The organism is Streptomyces sp. NPDC054883 (assembly GCF_053610645.1).
On record NZ_JBSGYT010000015.1, the window covers coordinates 75,563 to 91,143 of the forward strand.

17 protein-coding genes are annotated in these 15,581 nt (G+C 71.9%); 8 read left to right on the forward strand and 9 right to left on the reverse strand.

Annotated elements, in window-relative coordinates; translation table 11 throughout:
* Nucleotides 1–67: 67 nt before the first annotated feature.
* Nucleotides 68–1,000 (reverse strand): LysR family transcriptional regulator, encoded by a 933-nt coding sequence (locus ACWGH1_RS14205; protein ID WP_453356093.1) that lies wholly within the window; start codon nucleotides 998–1,000, stop codon nucleotides 68–70.
* Between the two features lie 207 nt (nucleotides 1,001–1,207).
* Here ACWGH1_RS14205 and snpA point away from each other — a divergent pair, with 207 nt between their 5' ends.
* Nucleotides 1,208–1,867 (forward strand): snapalysin, encoded by a 660-nt coding sequence (gene snpA / locus ACWGH1_RS14210; RefSeq protein WP_453356092.1) that lies wholly within the window; start codon nucleotides 1,208–1,210, stop codon nucleotides 1,865–1,867.
* Nucleotides 1,868–1,871: 4 nt separating this feature from the next.
* On the opposite strand, the gene ACWGH1_RS14215 is transcribed toward snpA, so the two are convergent.
* The 4 genes from ACWGH1_RS14215 to ACWGH1_RS14230 all read right to left on the reverse strand — a co-directional run bounded on the left by ACWGH1_RS14215 (nucleotide 1,872) and on the right by ACWGH1_RS14230 (nucleotide 5,339).
* The gene (locus tag ACWGH1_RS14215) at nucleotides 1,872–2,066 is read right to left on the reverse strand and encodes a hypothetical protein (protein ID WP_453356091.1); all 195 of its coding nucleotides are present in this window, start codon (nucleotides 2,064–2,066) and stop codon (nucleotides 1,872–1,874) included.
* A gap of 46 nt (nucleotides 2,067–2,112) precedes the next feature.
* Nucleotides 2,113–2,706 (reverse strand): GNAT family N-acetyltransferase, encoded by a 594-nt coding sequence (locus ACWGH1_RS14220; RefSeq protein ID WP_453356090.1) that lies wholly within the window; start codon nucleotides 2,704–2,706, stop codon nucleotides 2,113–2,115.
* Between the two features lie 125 nt (nucleotides 2,707–2,831).
* Nucleotides 2,832–3,896, reverse strand: a complete 1,065-nt coding sequence (locus ACWGH1_RS14225; protein ID WP_453354678.1) for a family 2 encapsulin nanocompartment cargo protein polyprenyl transferase — start codon at nucleotides 3,894–3,896, stop codon at nucleotides 2,832–2,834.
* A 30-nt stretch (nucleotides 3,897–3,926) separates the two neighbouring features.
* Entirely contained in the window at nucleotides 3,927–5,339 is a 1,413-nt protein-coding gene (locus ACWGH1_RS14230) for a family 2B encapsulin nanocompartment shell protein (RefSeq protein ID WP_453354679.1), read from the reverse strand.
* Between the two features lie 275 nt (nucleotides 5,340–5,614).
* Between ACWGH1_RS14230 and ACWGH1_RS14235 the strand changes: the two genes are divergently transcribed.
* Together ACWGH1_RS14235 and ACWGH1_RS14240 are read left to right on the forward strand one after the other, a co-directional pair.
* Nucleotides 5,615–6,205, forward strand: a complete 591-nt coding sequence (locus ACWGH1_RS14235; protein WP_453354680.1) for an N-acetylmuramoyl-L-alanine amidase — start codon at nucleotides 5,615–5,617, stop codon at nucleotides 6,203–6,205.
* A 66-nt stretch (nucleotides 6,206–6,271) separates the two neighbouring features.
* Nucleotides 6,272–7,216 carry a 1-aminocyclopropane-1-carboxylate deaminase/D-cysteine desulfhydrase gene (locus ACWGH1_RS14240; protein ID WP_453354681.1) on the forward strand — a complete coding sequence of 315 codons (945 nt, stop codon included), beginning with the start codon at nucleotides 6,272–6,274 and terminating at the stop codon, nucleotides 7,214–7,216.
* Here ACWGH1_RS14240 and ACWGH1_RS14245 read toward each other — a convergent pair.
* The gene (locus ACWGH1_RS14245) at nucleotides 7,195–8,775 is read right to left on the reverse strand and encodes a Na+/H+ antiporter (protein ID WP_453354682.1); all 1,581 of its coding nucleotides are present in this window, start codon (nucleotides 8,773–8,775) and stop codon (nucleotides 7,195–7,197) included. The genes ACWGH1_RS14240 and ACWGH1_RS14245 overlap by 22 nt on opposite strands.
* A gap of 63 nt (nucleotides 8,776–8,838) precedes the next feature.
* Between ACWGH1_RS14245 and ACWGH1_RS14250 the strand changes: the two genes are divergently transcribed.
* The 3 genes from ACWGH1_RS14250 to ACWGH1_RS14260 all read left to right on the forward strand — a co-directional run bounded on the left by ACWGH1_RS14250 (nucleotide 8,839) and on the right by ACWGH1_RS14260 (nucleotide 10,721).
* On the forward strand, nucleotides 8,839–9,099 hold the full coding sequence (locus tag ACWGH1_RS14250; protein ID WP_453354683.1) for a UBP-type zinc finger domain-containing protein: 261 nt from the start codon (nucleotides 8,839–8,841) through the stop codon (nucleotides 9,097–9,099).
* A gap of 216 nt (nucleotides 9,100–9,315) precedes the next feature.
* Nucleotides 9,316–9,729 carry an ATP-binding protein gene (locus ACWGH1_RS14255; protein WP_136215044.1) on the forward strand — a complete coding sequence of 138 codons (414 nt, stop codon included), beginning with the start codon at nucleotides 9,316–9,318 and terminating at the stop codon, nucleotides 9,727–9,729.
* Entirely contained in the window at nucleotides 9,726–10,721 is a 996-nt protein-coding gene (locus tag ACWGH1_RS14260; RefSeq protein ID WP_453354684.1) for an RNA polymerase sigma factor SigF, read from the forward strand. Before ACWGH1_RS14255 ends, ACWGH1_RS14260 begins: the two co-directional genes overlap by 4 nt.
* Nucleotides 10,722–10,773: 52 nt before the next feature.
* Here the strand turns inward: ACWGH1_RS14260 and ACWGH1_RS14265 are convergent, their stop codons facing one another.
* Entirely contained in the window at nucleotides 10,774–11,223 is a 450-nt protein-coding gene (locus ACWGH1_RS14265; protein ID WP_453408684.1) for a hypothetical protein, read from the reverse strand.
* Between the two features lie 107 nt (nucleotides 11,224–11,330).
* Here ACWGH1_RS14265 and ACWGH1_RS14270 point away from each other — a divergent pair, with 107 nt between their 5' ends.
* Complete coding sequence (locus ACWGH1_RS14270; protein WP_453355322.1) at nucleotides 11,331–12,296, forward strand: diacylglycerol/lipid kinase family protein; 966 nt, start codon at nucleotides 11,331–11,333, stop codon at nucleotides 12,294–12,296.
* Between the two features lie 323 nt (nucleotides 12,297–12,619).
* The gene (locus ACWGH1_RS14275; protein ID WP_003953983.1) at nucleotides 12,620–12,877 is read left to right on the forward strand and encodes a WhiB family transcriptional regulator; all 258 of its coding nucleotides are present in this window, start codon (nucleotides 12,620–12,622) and stop codon (nucleotides 12,875–12,877) included.
* Between the two features lie 182 nt (nucleotides 12,878–13,059).
* On the opposite strand, the gene ACWGH1_RS14280 is transcribed toward ACWGH1_RS14275, so the two are convergent.
* The gene (locus tag ACWGH1_RS14280; RefSeq protein WP_453355326.1) at nucleotides 13,060–14,529 is read right to left on the reverse strand and encodes a sensor histidine kinase; all 1,470 of its coding nucleotides are present in this window, start codon (nucleotides 14,527–14,529) and stop codon (nucleotides 13,060–13,062) included.
* 406 nt (nucleotides 14,530–14,935) lie between these two features.
* Nucleotides 14,936–15,538: a TetR/AcrR family transcriptional regulator gene (locus tag ACWGH1_RS14285; RefSeq protein ID WP_453355323.1), complete on the reverse strand. Its 603-nt coding sequence runs from the start codon at nucleotides 15,536–15,538 to the stop codon at nucleotides 14,936–14,938.
* Nucleotides 15,539–15,581 lie beyond the last annotated feature (43 nt).

The following is a 15,581-nucleotide window of genomic DNA, read 5'->3' on the forward strand; positions in this document are numbered from 1 at the left end:
GCGGAGTACGGCCGGGCAGCCCGACGGCCGGACGGGGTCCGGTGGGGGTGGGGTGGGCGGGCTGGGCCTACGCGGCCAGCAGCGGACTCGCGTGGTGGTGGAGCCACGCCCGGTAGGGCGGGGTGCGCAGGGCGGCTTCGCGATAGGCGGCGCGGAGGTCCTCGTACACCTCGGCGTGCGCACCCGGGCGGCTGGCCAGCAGCAGCCGTACGGCGAGCGGGTCGCCCGAGAGCGGCCGGATCGCCATGTCGTCGCGCGGGCCGGAGGTCGGCTGGCAGGGGGCGACGGCCTCGCCGGAGACGATCAGCGAGGCCGCGGTGTGGTAGTCGGCGTGCAGCACCGGCGGGTCCACCCCGGCGCCAGCGAAGGCCCGCCGCAGGCCGTCCCACTCGCCGTCCACCGACGGGTCGACCGTCCAGCGGTCGCCGGCGAGTTCCCGTAACTCCACCACCGGCCGCCGCGCGGCGGGATGGTCCCGGGACATGGAGACGAACTGCGGCTCCCGCTCCATCAGTACGCGCACTTCCAGCCCGGGCGGCATCCTCAGCGGGCACCCCTCGACCTCGTGCACGAACGCCACGTCCAGCTGACCCGCGTCAACCATCCGCAGCAGGGCGTTGGCCGACACGTCGACCAGCAGCGAGGTCTCCGTCTCGGGCGAGCGCCGGTGCAACCTGCGCAGCCAGCCGGGCAGGGCCCGGCTGGCCGTGGAGCCGATCCGCAGGCGCGGCCCGCGGGCCACCGCGCGGGCGTCCGCGACCAGAGCGGCCATCTCGGCCAGCAGCGGGCGCGCCCGGCCCAGTACGGTGCGCCCGAACGGCGTGGGCCGGCAGCCGGTGCGTTCGCGCAGGAACAGCTCGCCCTCCAGGGCCCGTTCGATCCGGCGGAGCTGCGTGGTCAGCGAGGGCTGGCTCACGCCGAGCTGCCGCGCGGCCTTGTGCAGGCTGCCGGCATCGGCGATGGCGCACAGTGCGCGCAGGTGCCTCACCTCAAGCTCCATGCCCAGAGGGTAGGGCGGCCCCGGTCGGCCGCACCAGCCACCGGTATCCCCCCGAATCCCGCCAATTTCGCGGAAGTCGGCCTACCGAAAACCCACCGATAGCCCGGTGTTATCGGTGGCTGACATCATCCGCCGGGCCCCGGCGCTCCCGCAGACTCCGGTTCGAACCATCCACCCCCCACACCGGATGAGTAGGAGCTCCCCCACATGCGCCACTCCCGCACGGCCGTTCCGGCCGCCACCCTCGGTCTCGTACTGGCCGCCGCCCTGGCCGGCGTCGCGCCCACCGCCAGCGCCGCTCCCGCCCCGGCCGGCAACACCGCGAGCTACGCCGCGTACGAGCGCTCGCAGGAGAACCAGGCCGCCAACCGGGCCTTCTTCGAGGCCGTCCAGCGCTCGGTGGCCGAGCAGCGCGCCGCGAACCCGGGCATCCAGGCCGTGACCGTCACCTACAACACCCGCAACGCGCCGAGCTTCCGCACCGTGATATCCCGTTCCACCCAGATCTGGAACGGCTCGGTGTCCAACGTCAAGCTCCAGGAGGTGTCCTCGGGCGGGAACTTCTCGTACTACGAGGGGAACGACTCGCGGGGTTCGTACGCGAGCACCGACGGGCACGGCCGCGGTTACATCTTCCTCGACTACGCGCAGAACCAGCAGTACGACTCCACCCGGGTGACCGCGCACGAGACCGGCCACGTGCTGGGCCTGCCGGACCACTACTCCGGCCCGTGCAGCGAGCTGATGTCCGGCGGCGGGCCGGGCACCTCGTGCACCAACCCCTACCCGAACTCCACCGAGCGCTCCCGGGTGAACCAGCTCTGGGTGAACGGCCTGGCCGCCTCGGGCCTGGGCACCAAGAGCTGACGTACTAGGGGGCGTACCGGGGGCAGTCGGGGGCGCGGCACCGCCCCGGACCCCACTCCGGTACGAAGATCCCCAGGGACTTGTGCCGTCCGACGATCACCCGCTCGACGGGGCGCCCGCAGACCGGGCACGGCTCCACGTCGTGCCCGGCCGGCGGGGCGTCCGCCGCGCCCGCGCGCTGCTGCTCTTCACCGGCCATACCTCCACCGTAGGCCGGTCCGGCGCATCCGGCGGGGCGGGGGCCCTCACGGCTGCGGCTTGCGCCACATCGGCCACATCAGCGGCCCGTCCGGCAGCCGCACCGCCGAGCCCGTGAACTCCCATCCGAGCCGCTCGTACAGCGCCTTGCTGCGCTCGCTGCTCGCCTCCAGGTACGCCGGTACGCCCTCGCGGTCGCACCGCTCCAGCACCGGCCGCATCAGCTCCGTACCCAGCCCCTCGCCCTGCCGCCCCGGCGTCACCGCGATCATCAGCAGGTACTCGTGCTCCTCGGCGGTGGGGTGCACCTCGCCCGTCAGCCGGCCGACCAGCTCGCAGCGCTCGTTGTCCGGGTCGGCCACCGCGCGCATCTTCGCCGGGACCTCGTCCTCCCCCTCCGGTTCTCCGGCCGGGATCCGCAGCCACAGTGCGGCCGCCGAGCCGTCGGCCGCGCAGTCGATCCGGCCCTCCGCGAGCGCCACGTCCACGAACACGCCGAGGAACTTGCCGTGCACCGCCGCCCGGTGCGCGGGGTCGGGGAAGACCCAGCTGCTGACCGGGTCGTCGCGGAACGCCTCGTCCAGCAGCCGGGCCACCGCGTCCCGGTCCGACTGATCCGCCTTACGTATCTCCAGCACCACGGAAACCGTCCCTCGCTCACGTTCCGACAACCGTGAGCGATCCTAGGGTTGGGCTCCGTACGCGAACAGGCCTGTTCCGGCACCATGCGGTGCCGGAACAGGCCTGTCCCCGACGTCCTGCCGATTCACCTGGTGCGGCGCGTGACGAATTCCGCCAGTGCCAGCAGGCCTCCCGCCGCCCCGAGGTCCGGTACGGCCCGCGACAGCTGCTGCACCGCCCGGCCCATCCGGTCCGCCGCGTGGGCCTGGGCCCAGTCCCGGCCGCCGGCCCGGTCCACCGCGTCGGCCGCCCTGCGCACGTCGTCCGCGGTCATGGGGCCGGCGTACAGCTCGGCGAGCTCCGCCCCGGCCGCGGTGCCCGAGGTGAGGGCGGCCACGACCGGGAGGGACTTCTTGCGGGCGATCAGGTCGGCCCCGGCGGGCTTGCCGGTGTGGCCCGGGTCCCCCCAGATGCCGATCAGGTCGTCGATCAGCTGGAAGGCCAGCCCCGCCTCCCGGCCGAAGGCGTCCATCGCGTCGGCCTCGTCCGGACCGGCCCCCGCGTACAGGGCGCCCAGCGCGCAGGCGCAGCCCAGCAGGGCACCGGTCTTGGCCGTGGCCATCGTCAGGCACTCGTCGAGTGAGACGTCCGGCCGCTGCTCGAAGGCGCAGTCCGCCTGCTGCCCGGCGCACAACTCGATCACGCAGGCCGTGAGCCGGGCGGCGGCCGCCGCCGAGGCGGGGTGCGGATCCTCCGCGAACTGTTGCAGCGCGAGCGCCATCATGGCGTCACCCGTGATGATCGCGTCCGGTATGCCGAATACGGTCCAGGCCGTGGCGCGGCCGCGCCGCCTGACGTCCTTGTCGATGACGTCGTCGTGCAGGAGGGTGAAGTTGTGCGCCAGCTCGACGGCCACCGCCGCGCGTACGGCGTCGTCCTCCGTCTCCTCGCCCGCCCCGCCGGCGGGGCCGCGCAGGGCCCGAGTCGCCGCGAGGACCAGGGCGGGGCGGATGGCCTTGCCCGCGTTGCCCTCGGCGGGCGTGCCGTCCGCGTGCTCCCAGCCGAAGTGGTACATCGCCACGCGCCGCATGGCACCGGGCAGGCTCTCGACCGTCCGGCGCAGTCGCGGGTTGACCGTTTCTCTTGTCCGTTCGAGCAGGGCCGCCGCTTCCTGGCCCTCGCCCGTGGTGATCGCCTCAGCCGTCGTCATCGTCCGCCCCGCCGCTCCGAGCCGGCCGGCTCAGCGCCAGCGGCCGATCTCGACGTTCTCCAGGATGCCGAGCGCGTCCGGCACCAAGACCGCGGCGGAGAAGTAGGCGGTCACCAGGTAGGAGATGATCGCCTGCTCACTGATGCCCATGAAGCGCACCGACATGCTCGGCTCGATCTCGTCCGGGATGCCCGGCTGGTGGAGGCCGATCACGCCGGACTCGTCCTCGCCGGTACGCATGCACAGGATCGAGGTCGTACGGGCGTCGCTGATCGGGATCTTGCTGCACGGGAAGATCGGCACGCCCCGCCAGGACGGCACGCGGTGGCCGCCGACGTCGATCGACTCGGGGTAGAGGCCCCGCTTGTTGCACTCGCGTCCGAAGGCCGCGATGGCCTTGGGGTGGGCGAGGAAGAGCTTCGAGCCGCGCCGCATGCTGAGCAGCTGGTCCATGTCGTCGGGGCTGGGCGCGCCGTCGTGCGGCTGGATGCGCTGGTCGTAGTCGGCGTTGTGGAGCAGGCCGAAGTCGGGGTTGTTGACCATCTCGTGCTCTTGGCGCTCGCGCAGCGCCTCGACCGTGAGCCGCAACTGCTGCTCGGTCTGGTTCATCGGCTGGTTGTACAGGTCGGCGACGCGCGTGTGGACCCGGAGAACCGTTTGTGCGATGGAGAGTTCGTACTCGCGCGGGCGCGCCTCGTAGTCCACGAAGGTGCCGGGCAGTACGGCTTCGCCCTGGTGGCCGGAGGAGAGCTCGATCGCGGCTTCGCCGTACTTGTTGGTGCGCTGGGCCGGCAGCGCGCGCTGCGTGTCGACGTGGGCGCGCAGGGAGTCGACCCGGTCGGCGAGGAGCTGGAAGTCCTGGCGGGTGAGGACGAGGGCGGTTCCGGAGGTGACCGCGCGGGCGGTGTACTCCCAGATCGCCTCTTCGTCGACGAGGGCGTCCTCGCCGAAGAAGGCGCCGTCGGCGACGGTGCGCAGCACGGCGTCCTCGCCGTAGGGGCCGGGGCCGACCTGCTCGATGCGGCCGTGGGCGAGGAGGAAGACCTTGTCGGAGGAGCTGCCGAAGGAGGTCAGCTCCTGGCCGGGTTCGAAGTCGATCTGCTGGCAGCGGGCGGCGAGTTCGGTGAGGACGTCGATGTCCTCGTAGTCGCGCAGGAGCGGGAGCTCACCCAGCTCGGCGGGGATGACCTGGACCTGGGTCCCGGTCTTGATGAACTCCACGATGCCGTTGCCGACGGAGTAGCTCAGCCGGCGGTTGACGCGGTACGTGCCGCCCTGCACCGACACCCACGGGAGCATCTTCAGCAGCCACCGCGAGGTGATCTCCTGCATCTGCGGCGCGGACTTGGTGGTGGTTGCCAAGTTCCGCGCGGCCGAGGTGCCGAGACTCCGCTGGGGGGTCTGAGCCTGGGCTTCGGACTCGGAACCTGCCTGGACCGACATGTATTTCCCTTTCGATCACTCCATGGATCTGCGGGTACAGCTTTCAGGACGCTCCGTAGTGAGACCATTACACAAAAGGGTGGGACTACTCCACGCGTGGGATGGGCACTCTCATGGGCCGCCCTCGCACATACGGCTCCGGAACTGCCGGATGGCCGGATCCGCTCGCTCGGCGTACGAACGCACTAGCCCGGAAGAATCGCCTCCACTACACCGGTATGTGATGAGGCGAGCACGCAAGGTGACCGCCGCGCACCGCCAAGAAGGAGGCGGCCATGTCCGCACCCATGTCCGCGGACCGGTTCATCGAGGCGCTGCGGGACGAGGGCCTGACCGTGGTGGAGGTCGGAGCCTGGCGTACCCACAACCGCAACCACAAGGGGCCCTGGGGCCCGGTGCACGGGGTGATGATGCACCACACCGTCACGCACGGCACCGCCTACACCGTCTCGCTCTGCCGTGACGGCGACGAGGAACTGCCGGGCCCCCTGTGCCACGGCGTGATCACCAAGGACGGCCGCGTCCACCTGGTCGGTTACGGCCGCGCCAACCACGCGGGCGCGGGCGACTCGGACGTCCTCGCGGCGGTGATCGCGGAGAAGCGCCTCCCGCCCGACCACCACGCGAACACCGACGGCAACCGCTGCTTCTACGGCTTCGAGTGCGAGAACCTCGGCAGCGGCGACGACCCGTGGCCGCAGGTGCAGCTCGACGCGATGGTCAAGGCGGCGGCCGCGGTGTGCCGGGTCCACGGCTGGTGCGAGCGCTCGGTGATCGGCCACCTCGAATGGCAGCCCGGCAAGATCGACCCGAAGGGATTCACGATGGACTGGTTCCGCGCCCGCGTGGCCGACCGCCTGAAGTAGCCGCCGGCCGGGCCCGCCGCCACGGGCGGATGCCCCGGCGGGCGGCGGCGGGCCCACAATGGACGGGTGGATCTCTCAGTCGGCCTTGACGTGGTGCTGCGGGCACGGCCGCCGTCCCCGGTGCAGGAGGTCCGTGACGACCGGTTCGAGCGGCACGGGGTCCGGTTGGTGCTCAAGCGGGACGACCTCGTGCATCCCGCGCTGCCAGGGAACAAGTGGCGCAAGCTCGCCCCCAATCTGCGGGCCGCCGTGACCGGTGGGCATGCCGGGCTGGTGACCTTCGGCGGGGCGTACTCCAACCACCTGCGGGCCACCGCCGCGGCCGGGCGGCTGCTCGGGATGGCGACCGTCGGGGTGGTGCGCGGGGACGAGCTGGCCGGGCGGCCGCTGAACGCTTCGCTGGCCCGCTGCGCCGCCGACGGGATGCGGCTGCACTTCGTCTCCCGCTCGGAGTACCGCCGCAAGGCCGAGCCGCAGGTGCTGGCCGGGCTGCTCGCCGCGGCCGGCGCCACCGGCGCGTACGTGGTCCCGGAGGGCGGCAGCAACGCCCTCGCCCTGCACGGCTGCGCCGAGCTGGGCCGGGAGCTGCGCGGGGCGGCCGATGTCGTGGCCGTCGCCTGCGGTACCGGCGGCACCCTGGCCGGCCTGGCGGCGGGACTGGGCCCCGGTCAGCGGGCCGTGGGCGTCCCGGTGCTGGCGGGCGGGTTCCTGGAGGCGGAGATACGTTCCCTCCAGCGGGCGGCCTTCGGTGGCCCGGCGGGCGACTGGACCCTGGCCGAGGGGTTCCACCACGGCGGCTACGCCCGGGTCCCCGCCGAGCTGGAGGCCTTCGCCGCCGGATTCGAGGCCCGTCACCGGGTCCCGGTCGAGCGGGTCTACGTGGCGAAGCTGCTCTGGGCCCTGACGGAGCTGACGGCATCGGGCGCCTTCCCGCCGGGCACCACCCTCGCCGCCGTCGTCACCGGCGCCCCCGACCCGGCCGACGGGGCTCAGGCCGGCTCCTCCCGGTAGGCCGCGGCCTCCTCCAGGTCCAGCCGGCGCAGCAGTGCCCGCAGCATCTCGTCGTCGATCCGCCGACGGTCACGCAGCGTCACGAACACCTCCCGTTCGGCCTCGATCATCTCTCCGGCCAGCCTCCGGTAGATGTCGTCCGCCGACTCCCCCGTCACCGGGTTGACCTCGCCGAGCCGTTCCCACACCGCGTTGCGGCGCCGCTCCAGCACCGTCCGCAGCCGGTCCGCCAGCGGCCCCGGCAGGGCGTTGCGCGGTTCCGCCAGCAGTTCGTCCAGCCGGTCCTCCGCCGCCCGCGAGGCCTCGCTCTGCGCCTGGGCCTCCGCCAGCGTCTCCGCCTGGAGGTCGCGCGGCGGCAGCCGCAGCAGCCGGATCAGCGGCGGCAGGGTCAGCCCCTGCACCACCAGCGTCGCGATGACCGTCGTGAAGGTGAGGAAGAGGATCAGGTTGCGGTGCGGCACGCTGATCGGCACGGAGAAGGCGATGGCCAGCGAGACGACCCCGCGCATCCCGGCCCAGCCCACGACGACCGGCGCCTTCCAGTTCGTCTCCGGTTCCCGCCTGCGGATCCGCTCGGACAGGATCCTTGGCACGAACGTCGCCGGGAACACCCACACGAAGCGGGCGACCACCACGGCCAGGAACACCGCCAGCGCGTACCAGGCCGCCTGCGGGCCCTCGTACTCCGCCAGCCCCTTGAGCACCACGGGCAGCTGGAGGCCGATCAGCGCGAAGACCACCGACTCCAGCACGAAGGAGATCACCTTCCACACCGCGGCCTCCTGGAGCCGGGTCGCGAAGTCGACCTGCCAGTTGTGGTGCCCGAGGTACAGCGCGACCACGACGACCGCCAGCACGCCCGAGGCGTGCACCCGTTCGGCCGCCGCGTACGCCACGAAGGGGATCAGCAGCGACAGGGTGTTCTGCAGCAGCGGCTCCCGCAGCCGCTTGCGCAGCAGGTGGATCGGCACCATCAGCACCAGCCCGACCCCGACGCCGCCCACCGACGCGAGCAGGAACTCCGCGATGCCGCCCGCCCAGCCCGCGCTGACGCCGACGGCCGCGGCCAGCGCGACCTTGTAGGCGGTGATCGCGGTGGCGTCGTTGACCAGCGACTCGCCCTGCAGGATGGTCGTGATCCGGTTCGGCAGCCCGAGCTTGCGGGCGATCGCCGTCGCCGCCACCGCGTCCGGCGGCGCGATGACCGCGCCCAGCACCAGCGCCACGGGCAGCGACAGGCCCGGCACCAGCAGGTAGGCCGCGTACCCCACGGCCACGGTCGCGAAGAGCACGTACCCCACGGACAGCAGCGCGACCGGCCGTACGTTGGCCCGCAGGTCCAGGTACGAGCTCTCCATGGAGGCCGTGTACAGCAGCGGCGGCAGCAGCAGGGGCAGCACGATGTGGGGGTCGAGGGCGTACGACGGCACGCCCGGGACGTACGCGGCGATCAGACCGACGGCGACGAGCAGCAGCGGCGCGGGCACCGGTGTGCGGCGGGCCGCCCCGGCGACCACAGCGCTGCCCGCCACCAGGGCCACCAGCTGCAATACCTCCATCGAAGATCGATCCTCCTCGGTATCAACCGTCCAGTGCGCCCGCACGTCAGTACGCTGGCCATCATGAGCGAGTGCACCCACGTTGCCGAACTGCCGCGCCCCGAGCCCGTCCCGCTTGCCCTGACCTGCCCGGAATGTCTGGCGCTCGGCAGCCATCCGGTGCAACTGCGGATGTGCCTGGGGTGCGGATACGTGGCCTGCTGCGACTCCTCGCCCTACCGGCACGCCACGGCGCACCACCACGAGACGGGCCATCCGGTGATGCGCAGCTTCGAACCGGGCGAGACGTGGCGGTGGTGTTTTGTCGACGGTTCGATCGTGTGAGGCGGGGTAGGTCAACCCTCCGCCGGTTCCCCCGAATTGGGCCCGCAGACCCCTAGCCACTGTGCGTACCCATGGGTTTACCATCGGTCACCGTCCGCCGGAGCGGCGGGTGGCCCGGGCACTCACAGCGGGTGCCACGAGGGGTGCCGCGACACGATCGCCCGGATCGCGGTAGCGTCACCGGCGAACAGAGCTCGTACCACCTTGGAGGTGAGGGTGTCCCAGATCGCAGGCGAGCCCGCGACCCAGGACTTCGTAGAAGTCCGGCTGCCGGCTGCGGGTGCCTACCTGTCGGTGCTGCGCACGGCTACGGCCGGTCTCGCGGCACGGTTGGACTTTACCCTCGACGAGATCGAAGACCTCCGCATCGCGGTCGACGAGGCCTGCGCGATCCTGCTCCAGCAGGCCGTGCCCGGTTCCGTCCTCAGCTGCGTGTTCCGGCTGATCGACGATTCGCTGGAGGTCACCGTCTCCGCGCCGACCACGGACGGCCGCGCACCCGAGCGCGACACGTTCGCGTGGACGGTCCTGTCGGCCCTGGCCGGCAAGGTCGAGGCGACGGTCGAGGAGGACCGCACCGTGTGCATCAGCCTTTACAAACAGCGCGGCGCGGGACCAGGCCCGGCGTGAGCGGCGGGGAGATCCCGGTGCGGGGCGGGGATCGGCCCCGGGTACGGCATGGGGTCGACGGCGGCATCCCGGAGCAGCAGCACGCCCGGCCGCACCCGGCTGACGCGGATGCGGAAGACGGCTTTTTGGACTCGGCGGAGCGACGGGCGGGCCCTATGAGCGAGAACCAGCACGACGAACCACAATCCTCACAGCCACCCGCGGCCGTGGCCCAGGCGGCTCCGGCGCTGCCGGATCCGCGCGACCGCAGCGGCGCACGGGCCCTGTTCTTCGAACTGCGGGAGCTGCCCGACGGTTCGCCGGAGCGGGCCGAGCTGCGCAACCGCCTGGTCCGGATGCACCTGCCGCTGGTCGAGCACCTGGCCCGGCGGTTCCGCAACCGCGGCGAGCCGCTCGACGACCTGACGCAGGTCGCGACGATCGGCCTGATCAAGTCGGTGGACCGGTTCGACCCGGACCGGGGCGTGGAGTTCTCGACCTACGCCACGCCCACGGTCGTCGGCGAGATCAAGCGGCACTTCCGCGACAAGGGCTGGGCGGTACGGGTGCCCCGGCGCCTGCAGGAGCTGCGGCTCTCGCTGACCACGGCCACGGCGGAACTCTCCCAGCAGCACGGCCGGTCCCCCACGGTCCACGAACTGGCCGAGCGGCTCGGGATCTCCGAGGAGGAGGTGCTGGAGGGGCTGGAATCGGCCAATGCCTACAGCACGCTCTCGCTGGACGTCCCGGACACGGACGACGAGTCGCCGGCGGTCGCGGACACGCTGGGCTCGGAGGACGAGGCGCTGGAGGGCGTCGAGTACCGCGAGTCACTCAAGCCGCTGCTGGAGGGACTGCCGCCGCGGGAGAAGCGGATTCTGCTACTCCGCTTCTTCGGCAACATGACGCAGTCGCAGATCGCGCAGGAGGTCGGCATCTCCCAGATGCACGTCTCCCGGCTGCTGGCCCGCACCCTGGCCCAGCTGCGCGAGAAGCTCCTCGTGGAGGAGTGAGCGGCGGCGACGGAGACCGGGGGCGGCCCGCCCCCGGTCCGCCGGGCACCCGCTAAGCCGCGGGCCCGATGCCCAGGGCCTCGGTCGCCGTCGGGTTCACCAGCAGGACCACGACCGCCAGCGCGGCCGCCGCCAGGGCCACCGCGGCGGCGGTCAGCGCCCCGCCGGCGCTCCACAGCGTCCATGCCACCGGCAGCGCCATCAGCTGGGTGATCAGCGCCGGACCCCGGCTCCACCGGCGGCCCAGGCGCAGCCCGCGCGCCGCGATCAGCGGCAGCGCGGCGAGCGCGAGCAGGGTCAGGCCGCCGGTCTCGGCCTGCTGCGCGGAGTCGACGTGTCCGGCGGCTCCGGCGTACAGCAGATAACCGCCGAGGCCGGCCAGGGCCAGGCCCTGGAGCGCGCAGAATACGGCGGCGACGGTCAGCCGGCCGGGCAGTGCGGCGGGCTTGCCGCCGGGGGCCGCGGCGGCGGCAGGGGCGTTCTGGGTCGGCTTCTCACTCACTCCAGCAGGGTAGCCGCGCGCCGCCCGGGGCCGCAGCGGACGGTGCCCGGGCGGGACGGGGGCAGGCAGTACCGGCCGGCTCCGAGCCGGTGGGTAGGCTGGCGTTCATGCGTGCACTCCTCGTGGCCAACCCAGCAGCGACGACCACCAGTGCGCGTACGCGTGACGTCCTGACCCATGCGCTGGCCAGCGAGATGAAGCTGGAGGCGGTGACCACCGAGTACCGGGGCCACGCCCGCGACCTGGGACGCAGGGCCGCCCACGAGGGGCTGGACCTCGTGGTGGCCCTGGGTGGTGACGGCACCGTCAACGAAGTGGTCAACGGCCTGCTGCACGACGGCCCCGACCCGGACCGGCTGCCGAGGCTGGCGGTGGTCCCGGGCGGGTCGACGAACGTGTTCGCCCGCGCGCTCGGCCTGCCCAACGACGCGGTCGAGGCGACCGGCGCCCTGCTGGACGCACTGCGGGAGCAGCGCGAGCGCACGGTCGGCCTGGGGCTGGCGGCCGGGACTCCCGGCACGGAGGACGAGTCGGTCCCGGCGCGCTGGTTCACGTTCTGCGCCGGCTTCGGTTTCGACGCGGGGGTGGTCGGCCGGGTCGAGCAGCAGCGCGAGCGCGGCAAGCGTTCGACGCACGCCCTCTACGTACGGCAGCTGGTGCGCCAGTTCCTCGACGAGCCCAACCGGCGGCACGGGACGGTCACCCTGGAGCGGCCCGGCGCGGATCCCGTGACGGACCTGGTGCTGTCGATAGTCTGCAACACCTCGCCCTGGACGTACCTGGGCAATCGGCCGCTGTACGCGTCCCCGGACGCGTCGTTCGATACCGCACTTGACGTATTGGCCCTGGACCGTTTGTCAACTCCGGCCGTCGCCAAGTACGTCACGCAGCTCCTGACCTCGACTCCTGAGCGCGGTCCGCAGGGCAAGCACGCGGTGACTCTGCACGATCTGACCGACTTCACCTTGCATTCGAAGGTTCCGCTCCCGTTCCAGATGGACGGGGACCACCTTGGACTGCGCACCAGCGTTCGGTTCACAGGCGTTCGTCGTGCACTGCGTGTGATTGTGTGAGTAGAAGGGGCCAAAGTCCTTTCACTCGAACGTTTACACGCCGGTACACCCCCAGGAACTAGGGCTGTGACCTAGTCGACACCGACGAATCCAAAAAAACTTTCCGGAAGGGGTTGTATCCCCGTCCGAGGTTTGCGAATCTCTACATGGCGATCGGGACAGCCCGCACAACCCGGCACCCACACAGACCGCCAGAACCCCACCACGAATCTTCGGACTCCCCCGGTCGTCATCCGGGGGTCGGCCCTTCCCTCACGGGGGGATTCGTGAAAGCGTTCACATTCACAAGCAACCTGCCCGCAATACAAGGAGATGGAGCAGCCATGGACTGGCGTCACAACGCCGTTTGCCGCGAGGAAGACCCGGAGCTCTTCTTCCCCATCGGCAACACCGGTCCTGCGCTGCTGCAGATCGAGGAAGCCAAGGCCGTCTGCCGCCGCTGCCCCGTCATGGAGCAGTGCCTGCAGTGGGCGCTCGAGTCCGGTCAGGACTCCGGCGTCTGGGGCGGTCTCAGCGAGGACGAGCGCCGCGCCATGAAGCGCCGCGCCGCTCGCAACCGGGCGCGCAACGCCAGCGCCTGACATCGACTTTCGAGCCTCGAGCCGCAGCGCGTAGAACCCTGAGAAGCGCTCAGCAACGTGCTCTTGAGCCCCGGACCGGTCACCATCGGTCCGGGGCTCAGTGCTGTGCGGGCCCCGCTGGGCCGGGCCTTCGTCACGCAGGGTGAGAACCCCGTCGCTGCGCTGCGTTACCGTGGGTCGCCCTACTTCTGCGGGCTGGCCGGGATGTCGAGGACGACCCGGGTCCCCTGCGGCTCGGCCCGGACCATGTCGAACGTGCCGCCGAGCTCTCCCTCGACCAGGGTGCGGACGATCTGGAGCCCGAGGTTGCCGGCCCGCTGCGGGTCGAAGCCCTCGGGCAGACCGCACCCGTCGTCCAGCACCTTGATCAGCAGCCGCGCGTCGGCCCGGCCGGTGCCCGAGCGGGTGGCGGACACCTCGACCGTGCCGCCCTCCCCCTGGGTGAAGGCGTGCTCCAGGGCGTTCTGGAGGATCTCGGTCAGCACCATCGAGAGCGGGGTGGCGACCTCCGCGTCCAGGATTCCGAACCGGCCGGTGCGCCGGCACGCGACCTTCCCCGGCGAGATCTCGGCGACCATCGCGATGACCCGGTCGGCGATCTCGTCGAACTCCACGCGCTCGTCAAGGTTCTGAGAGAGCGTCTCGTGCACGATCGCGATCGAACCGACGCGCCGCACGGCCTCGTTCAGCGCCTCGCGCCCCTGCGGGGAATCCATCCGGCGGGCCTGCAGGCGCAGTAGTGCGGCCACCGTCTGGAGGTTGTTCTTCACCCGGTGGTGGATCTCCCGGATGGTCGCGTCCTTGGTGATCAGTTCGCGCTCGCGACGGCGCAGTTCCGTGACGTCCCGGCACAGCACCAGCGAACCGATGCGGGTGCCCTTGGGCTTGAGCGGGATGGCGCGCAGCTGGATGACCCCGCCGTTGCCCTCGATCTCCGTCTCGCGCGGGGCCCAGCCGCTGGCCAGTTTCACCAGCGCTTCGTCCACCGGGCCCCGCAAGGGGGCCAGTTCGGCGGTGGTGGTGCCGAGGTGCTGGCCGACCAGGTCGGAGGCGAGCCCGAGGCGGTGGTAGGCGGAGAGGGCGTTCGGGGACGCGTACGTCACCACGCCCTCGGCATCGAGCCGGATCAGCCCGTCCCCGACGCGCGGGGAGGCGTCCATGTCGACCTGCTGGCCGGGGAAGGGGAAGGAGCCCGCCGCGATCATCTGGGCCAGGTCGGAGGCCGACTGGAGGTAGGTGAGCTCCAGCCGGCTCGGTGTACGCACGGTGAGCAGGTTGGTGTTGCGCGCGATCACTCCGAGTACCCGGCCCTCGCGCCGGACGGGGATCGACTCGACGCGCACCGGGACCTCCTCGCGCCACTCCGGGTCGCCCTCGCGGACGATCCGGCCCTCGTCGAGCGCCGCGTCGAGGAGCGGACGGCGGCCGCGCGGGACCAGGTGGCCGACCATGTCGTCCTGGTACGAGGTGGGGCCGGTGTTGGGGCGCATCTGCGCGACCGAGACGTACCGGGTGCCGTCCAGGGTGGGAACCCAGAGCACGAGGTCGGCGAAAGACAGGTCGGAGAGCAGCTGCCACTCCGAGACCAGCAGGTGCAGCCACTCCAGGTCGGTTTCACTGAGAGCGGTGTGCTGGCGTACGAGGTCGTTCATGGAGGGCACGGGCCGAGCGTACCCCGGGTACGTCCATGACTTTCCCCACGGCGGATACCCAGGAGTATCCAGGAGGCCCTCGCGGCGCGTAGTGTTGGAGGAAGTGACGGGATTGCAACCCCTGTCCTTGGATGGACAGGACAGATTGGTCTAGTCCACAATGGTCTAAGCTTCCGCCCTCCCCGCACAGGAGGACGGATAGAGGTCGCCGCGCGCTCTGCCCTGACCGCGCAGGCCACCTCCCAACCGGCCGCCGGGAACCGCACACCCGCCGGCCGTAAGTACTCCGGGCTACGGTGCCGGACGGGCTGAGGGTCCCGTCCTGCACCGTGGCCCAGAGGAAAGACCAGCGGAAATGCCCCCGGGAAACCCCACCGCGGAAGCGCCTCAGGGAAATACCGGGCCCCTACGGGTTGCCCACCGGCCAGGCCCGCGCCGCCGTCTCCGCGACCGCTTCAAGTTCCCGGCGGCCGGCCCCGTCGCGCGCCTGCTGCGACATCCCCTGGAGCACCGCCCCGACGTAGCGGGCGAGCGTCCCCGCGTCCGTACCGACGGGCAGTGCGCCGGTGGCGATGTCCGCCTCGATCCGGCGCTCGAACATCACCAGGTTTGCGTTGCGCCGTTGCCGCAGCGCCTCGGCCACCGCGTCCGCGGTGGTGTTGACGGCCGCGCTGATGACCATGCAGCCCTTGGGGTGGGCCGGGTCGGTGTAGATGTCGGCGGCCTCGCGCAGGATCCGCCGTACGGCCGCGCCCGCCGTGGGCTCCTCGGCGAGGGCGACGGCCGCGAAGCCCCCGTACCGGTCGCCGTACGCCGAGACGGCCTCGTCGAAGAGCGTGCGCTTGTCGCCGAAGGCCGCGTAGAGGCTGGGGGCGCCGATGCCCAGTTCCCGGGTGAGGTCGGCGATCGAGGTCGCCTCGTAGCCCCGCTCCCAGAAGACGCGCATGGCCGTGTCCAGAGCGGTGTCGCGGTCGAAGGAGCGGGGCCTGCCGCGCTGTCCGGTCACCATGCGCTGATTCTATAGCGGCCGCTAAGGAATCTGATACGTTTCT

Excerpts from the sequence above, each read along its gene's own strand:
- ACWGH1_RS14225 (WP_453354678.1), bottom strand. The coding sequence starts at position 3,896 with ATGACGACGGCTGAGGCGATCACCACGGGCGAGGGCCAGGAAGCGGCG.
- ACWGH1_RS14285 (WP_453355323.1), bottom strand. The coding sequence starts at position 15,538 with ATGGTGACCGGACAGCGCGGCAGGCCCCGCTCCTTCGACCGCGACACC.
- ACWGH1_RS14235 (WP_453354680.1), top strand. The coding sequence starts at position 5,615 with ATGTCCGCACCCATGTCCGCGGACCGGTTCATCGAGGCGCTGCGGGAC.
- ACWGH1_RS14275 (WP_003953983.1), top strand. The coding sequence starts at position 12,620 with ATGGACTGGCGTCACAACGCCGTTTGCCGCGAGGAAGACCCGGAGCTC.
- ACWGH1_RS14270 (WP_453355322.1), top strand. The coding sequence starts at position 11,331 with ATGCGTGCACTCCTCGTGGCCAACCCAGCAGCGACGACCACCAGTGCG.
- ACWGH1_RS14205 (WP_453356093.1), bottom strand. The coding sequence starts at position 1,000 with ATGGAGCTTGAGGTGAGGCACCTGCGCGCACTGTGCGCCATCGCCGAT.
- ACWGH1_RS14245 (WP_453354682.1), bottom strand. The coding sequence starts at position 8,775 with ATGGAGGTATTGCAGCTGGTGGCCCTGGTGGCGGGCAGCGCTGTGGTC.
- ACWGH1_RS14250 (WP_453354683.1), top strand. The coding sequence starts at position 8,839 with ATGAGCGAGTGCACCCACGTTGCCGAACTGCCGCGCCCCGAGCCCGTC.
- ACWGH1_RS14215 (WP_453356091.1), bottom strand. The coding sequence starts at position 2,066 with ATGGCCGGTGAAGAGCAGCAGCGCGCGGGCGCGGCGGACGCCCCGCCG.
- snpA (WP_453356092.1), top strand. The coding sequence starts at position 1,208 with ATGCGCCACTCCCGCACGGCCGTTCCGGCCGCCACCCTCGGTCTCGTA.
- ACWGH1_RS14280 (WP_453355326.1), bottom strand. The coding sequence starts at position 14,529 with ATGAACGACCTCGTACGCCAGCACACCGCTCTCAGTGAAACCGACCTG.
- ACWGH1_RS14230 (WP_453354679.1), bottom strand. The coding sequence starts at position 5,339 with ATGTCGGTCCAGGCAGGTTCCGAGTCCGAAGCCCAGGCTCAGACCCCC.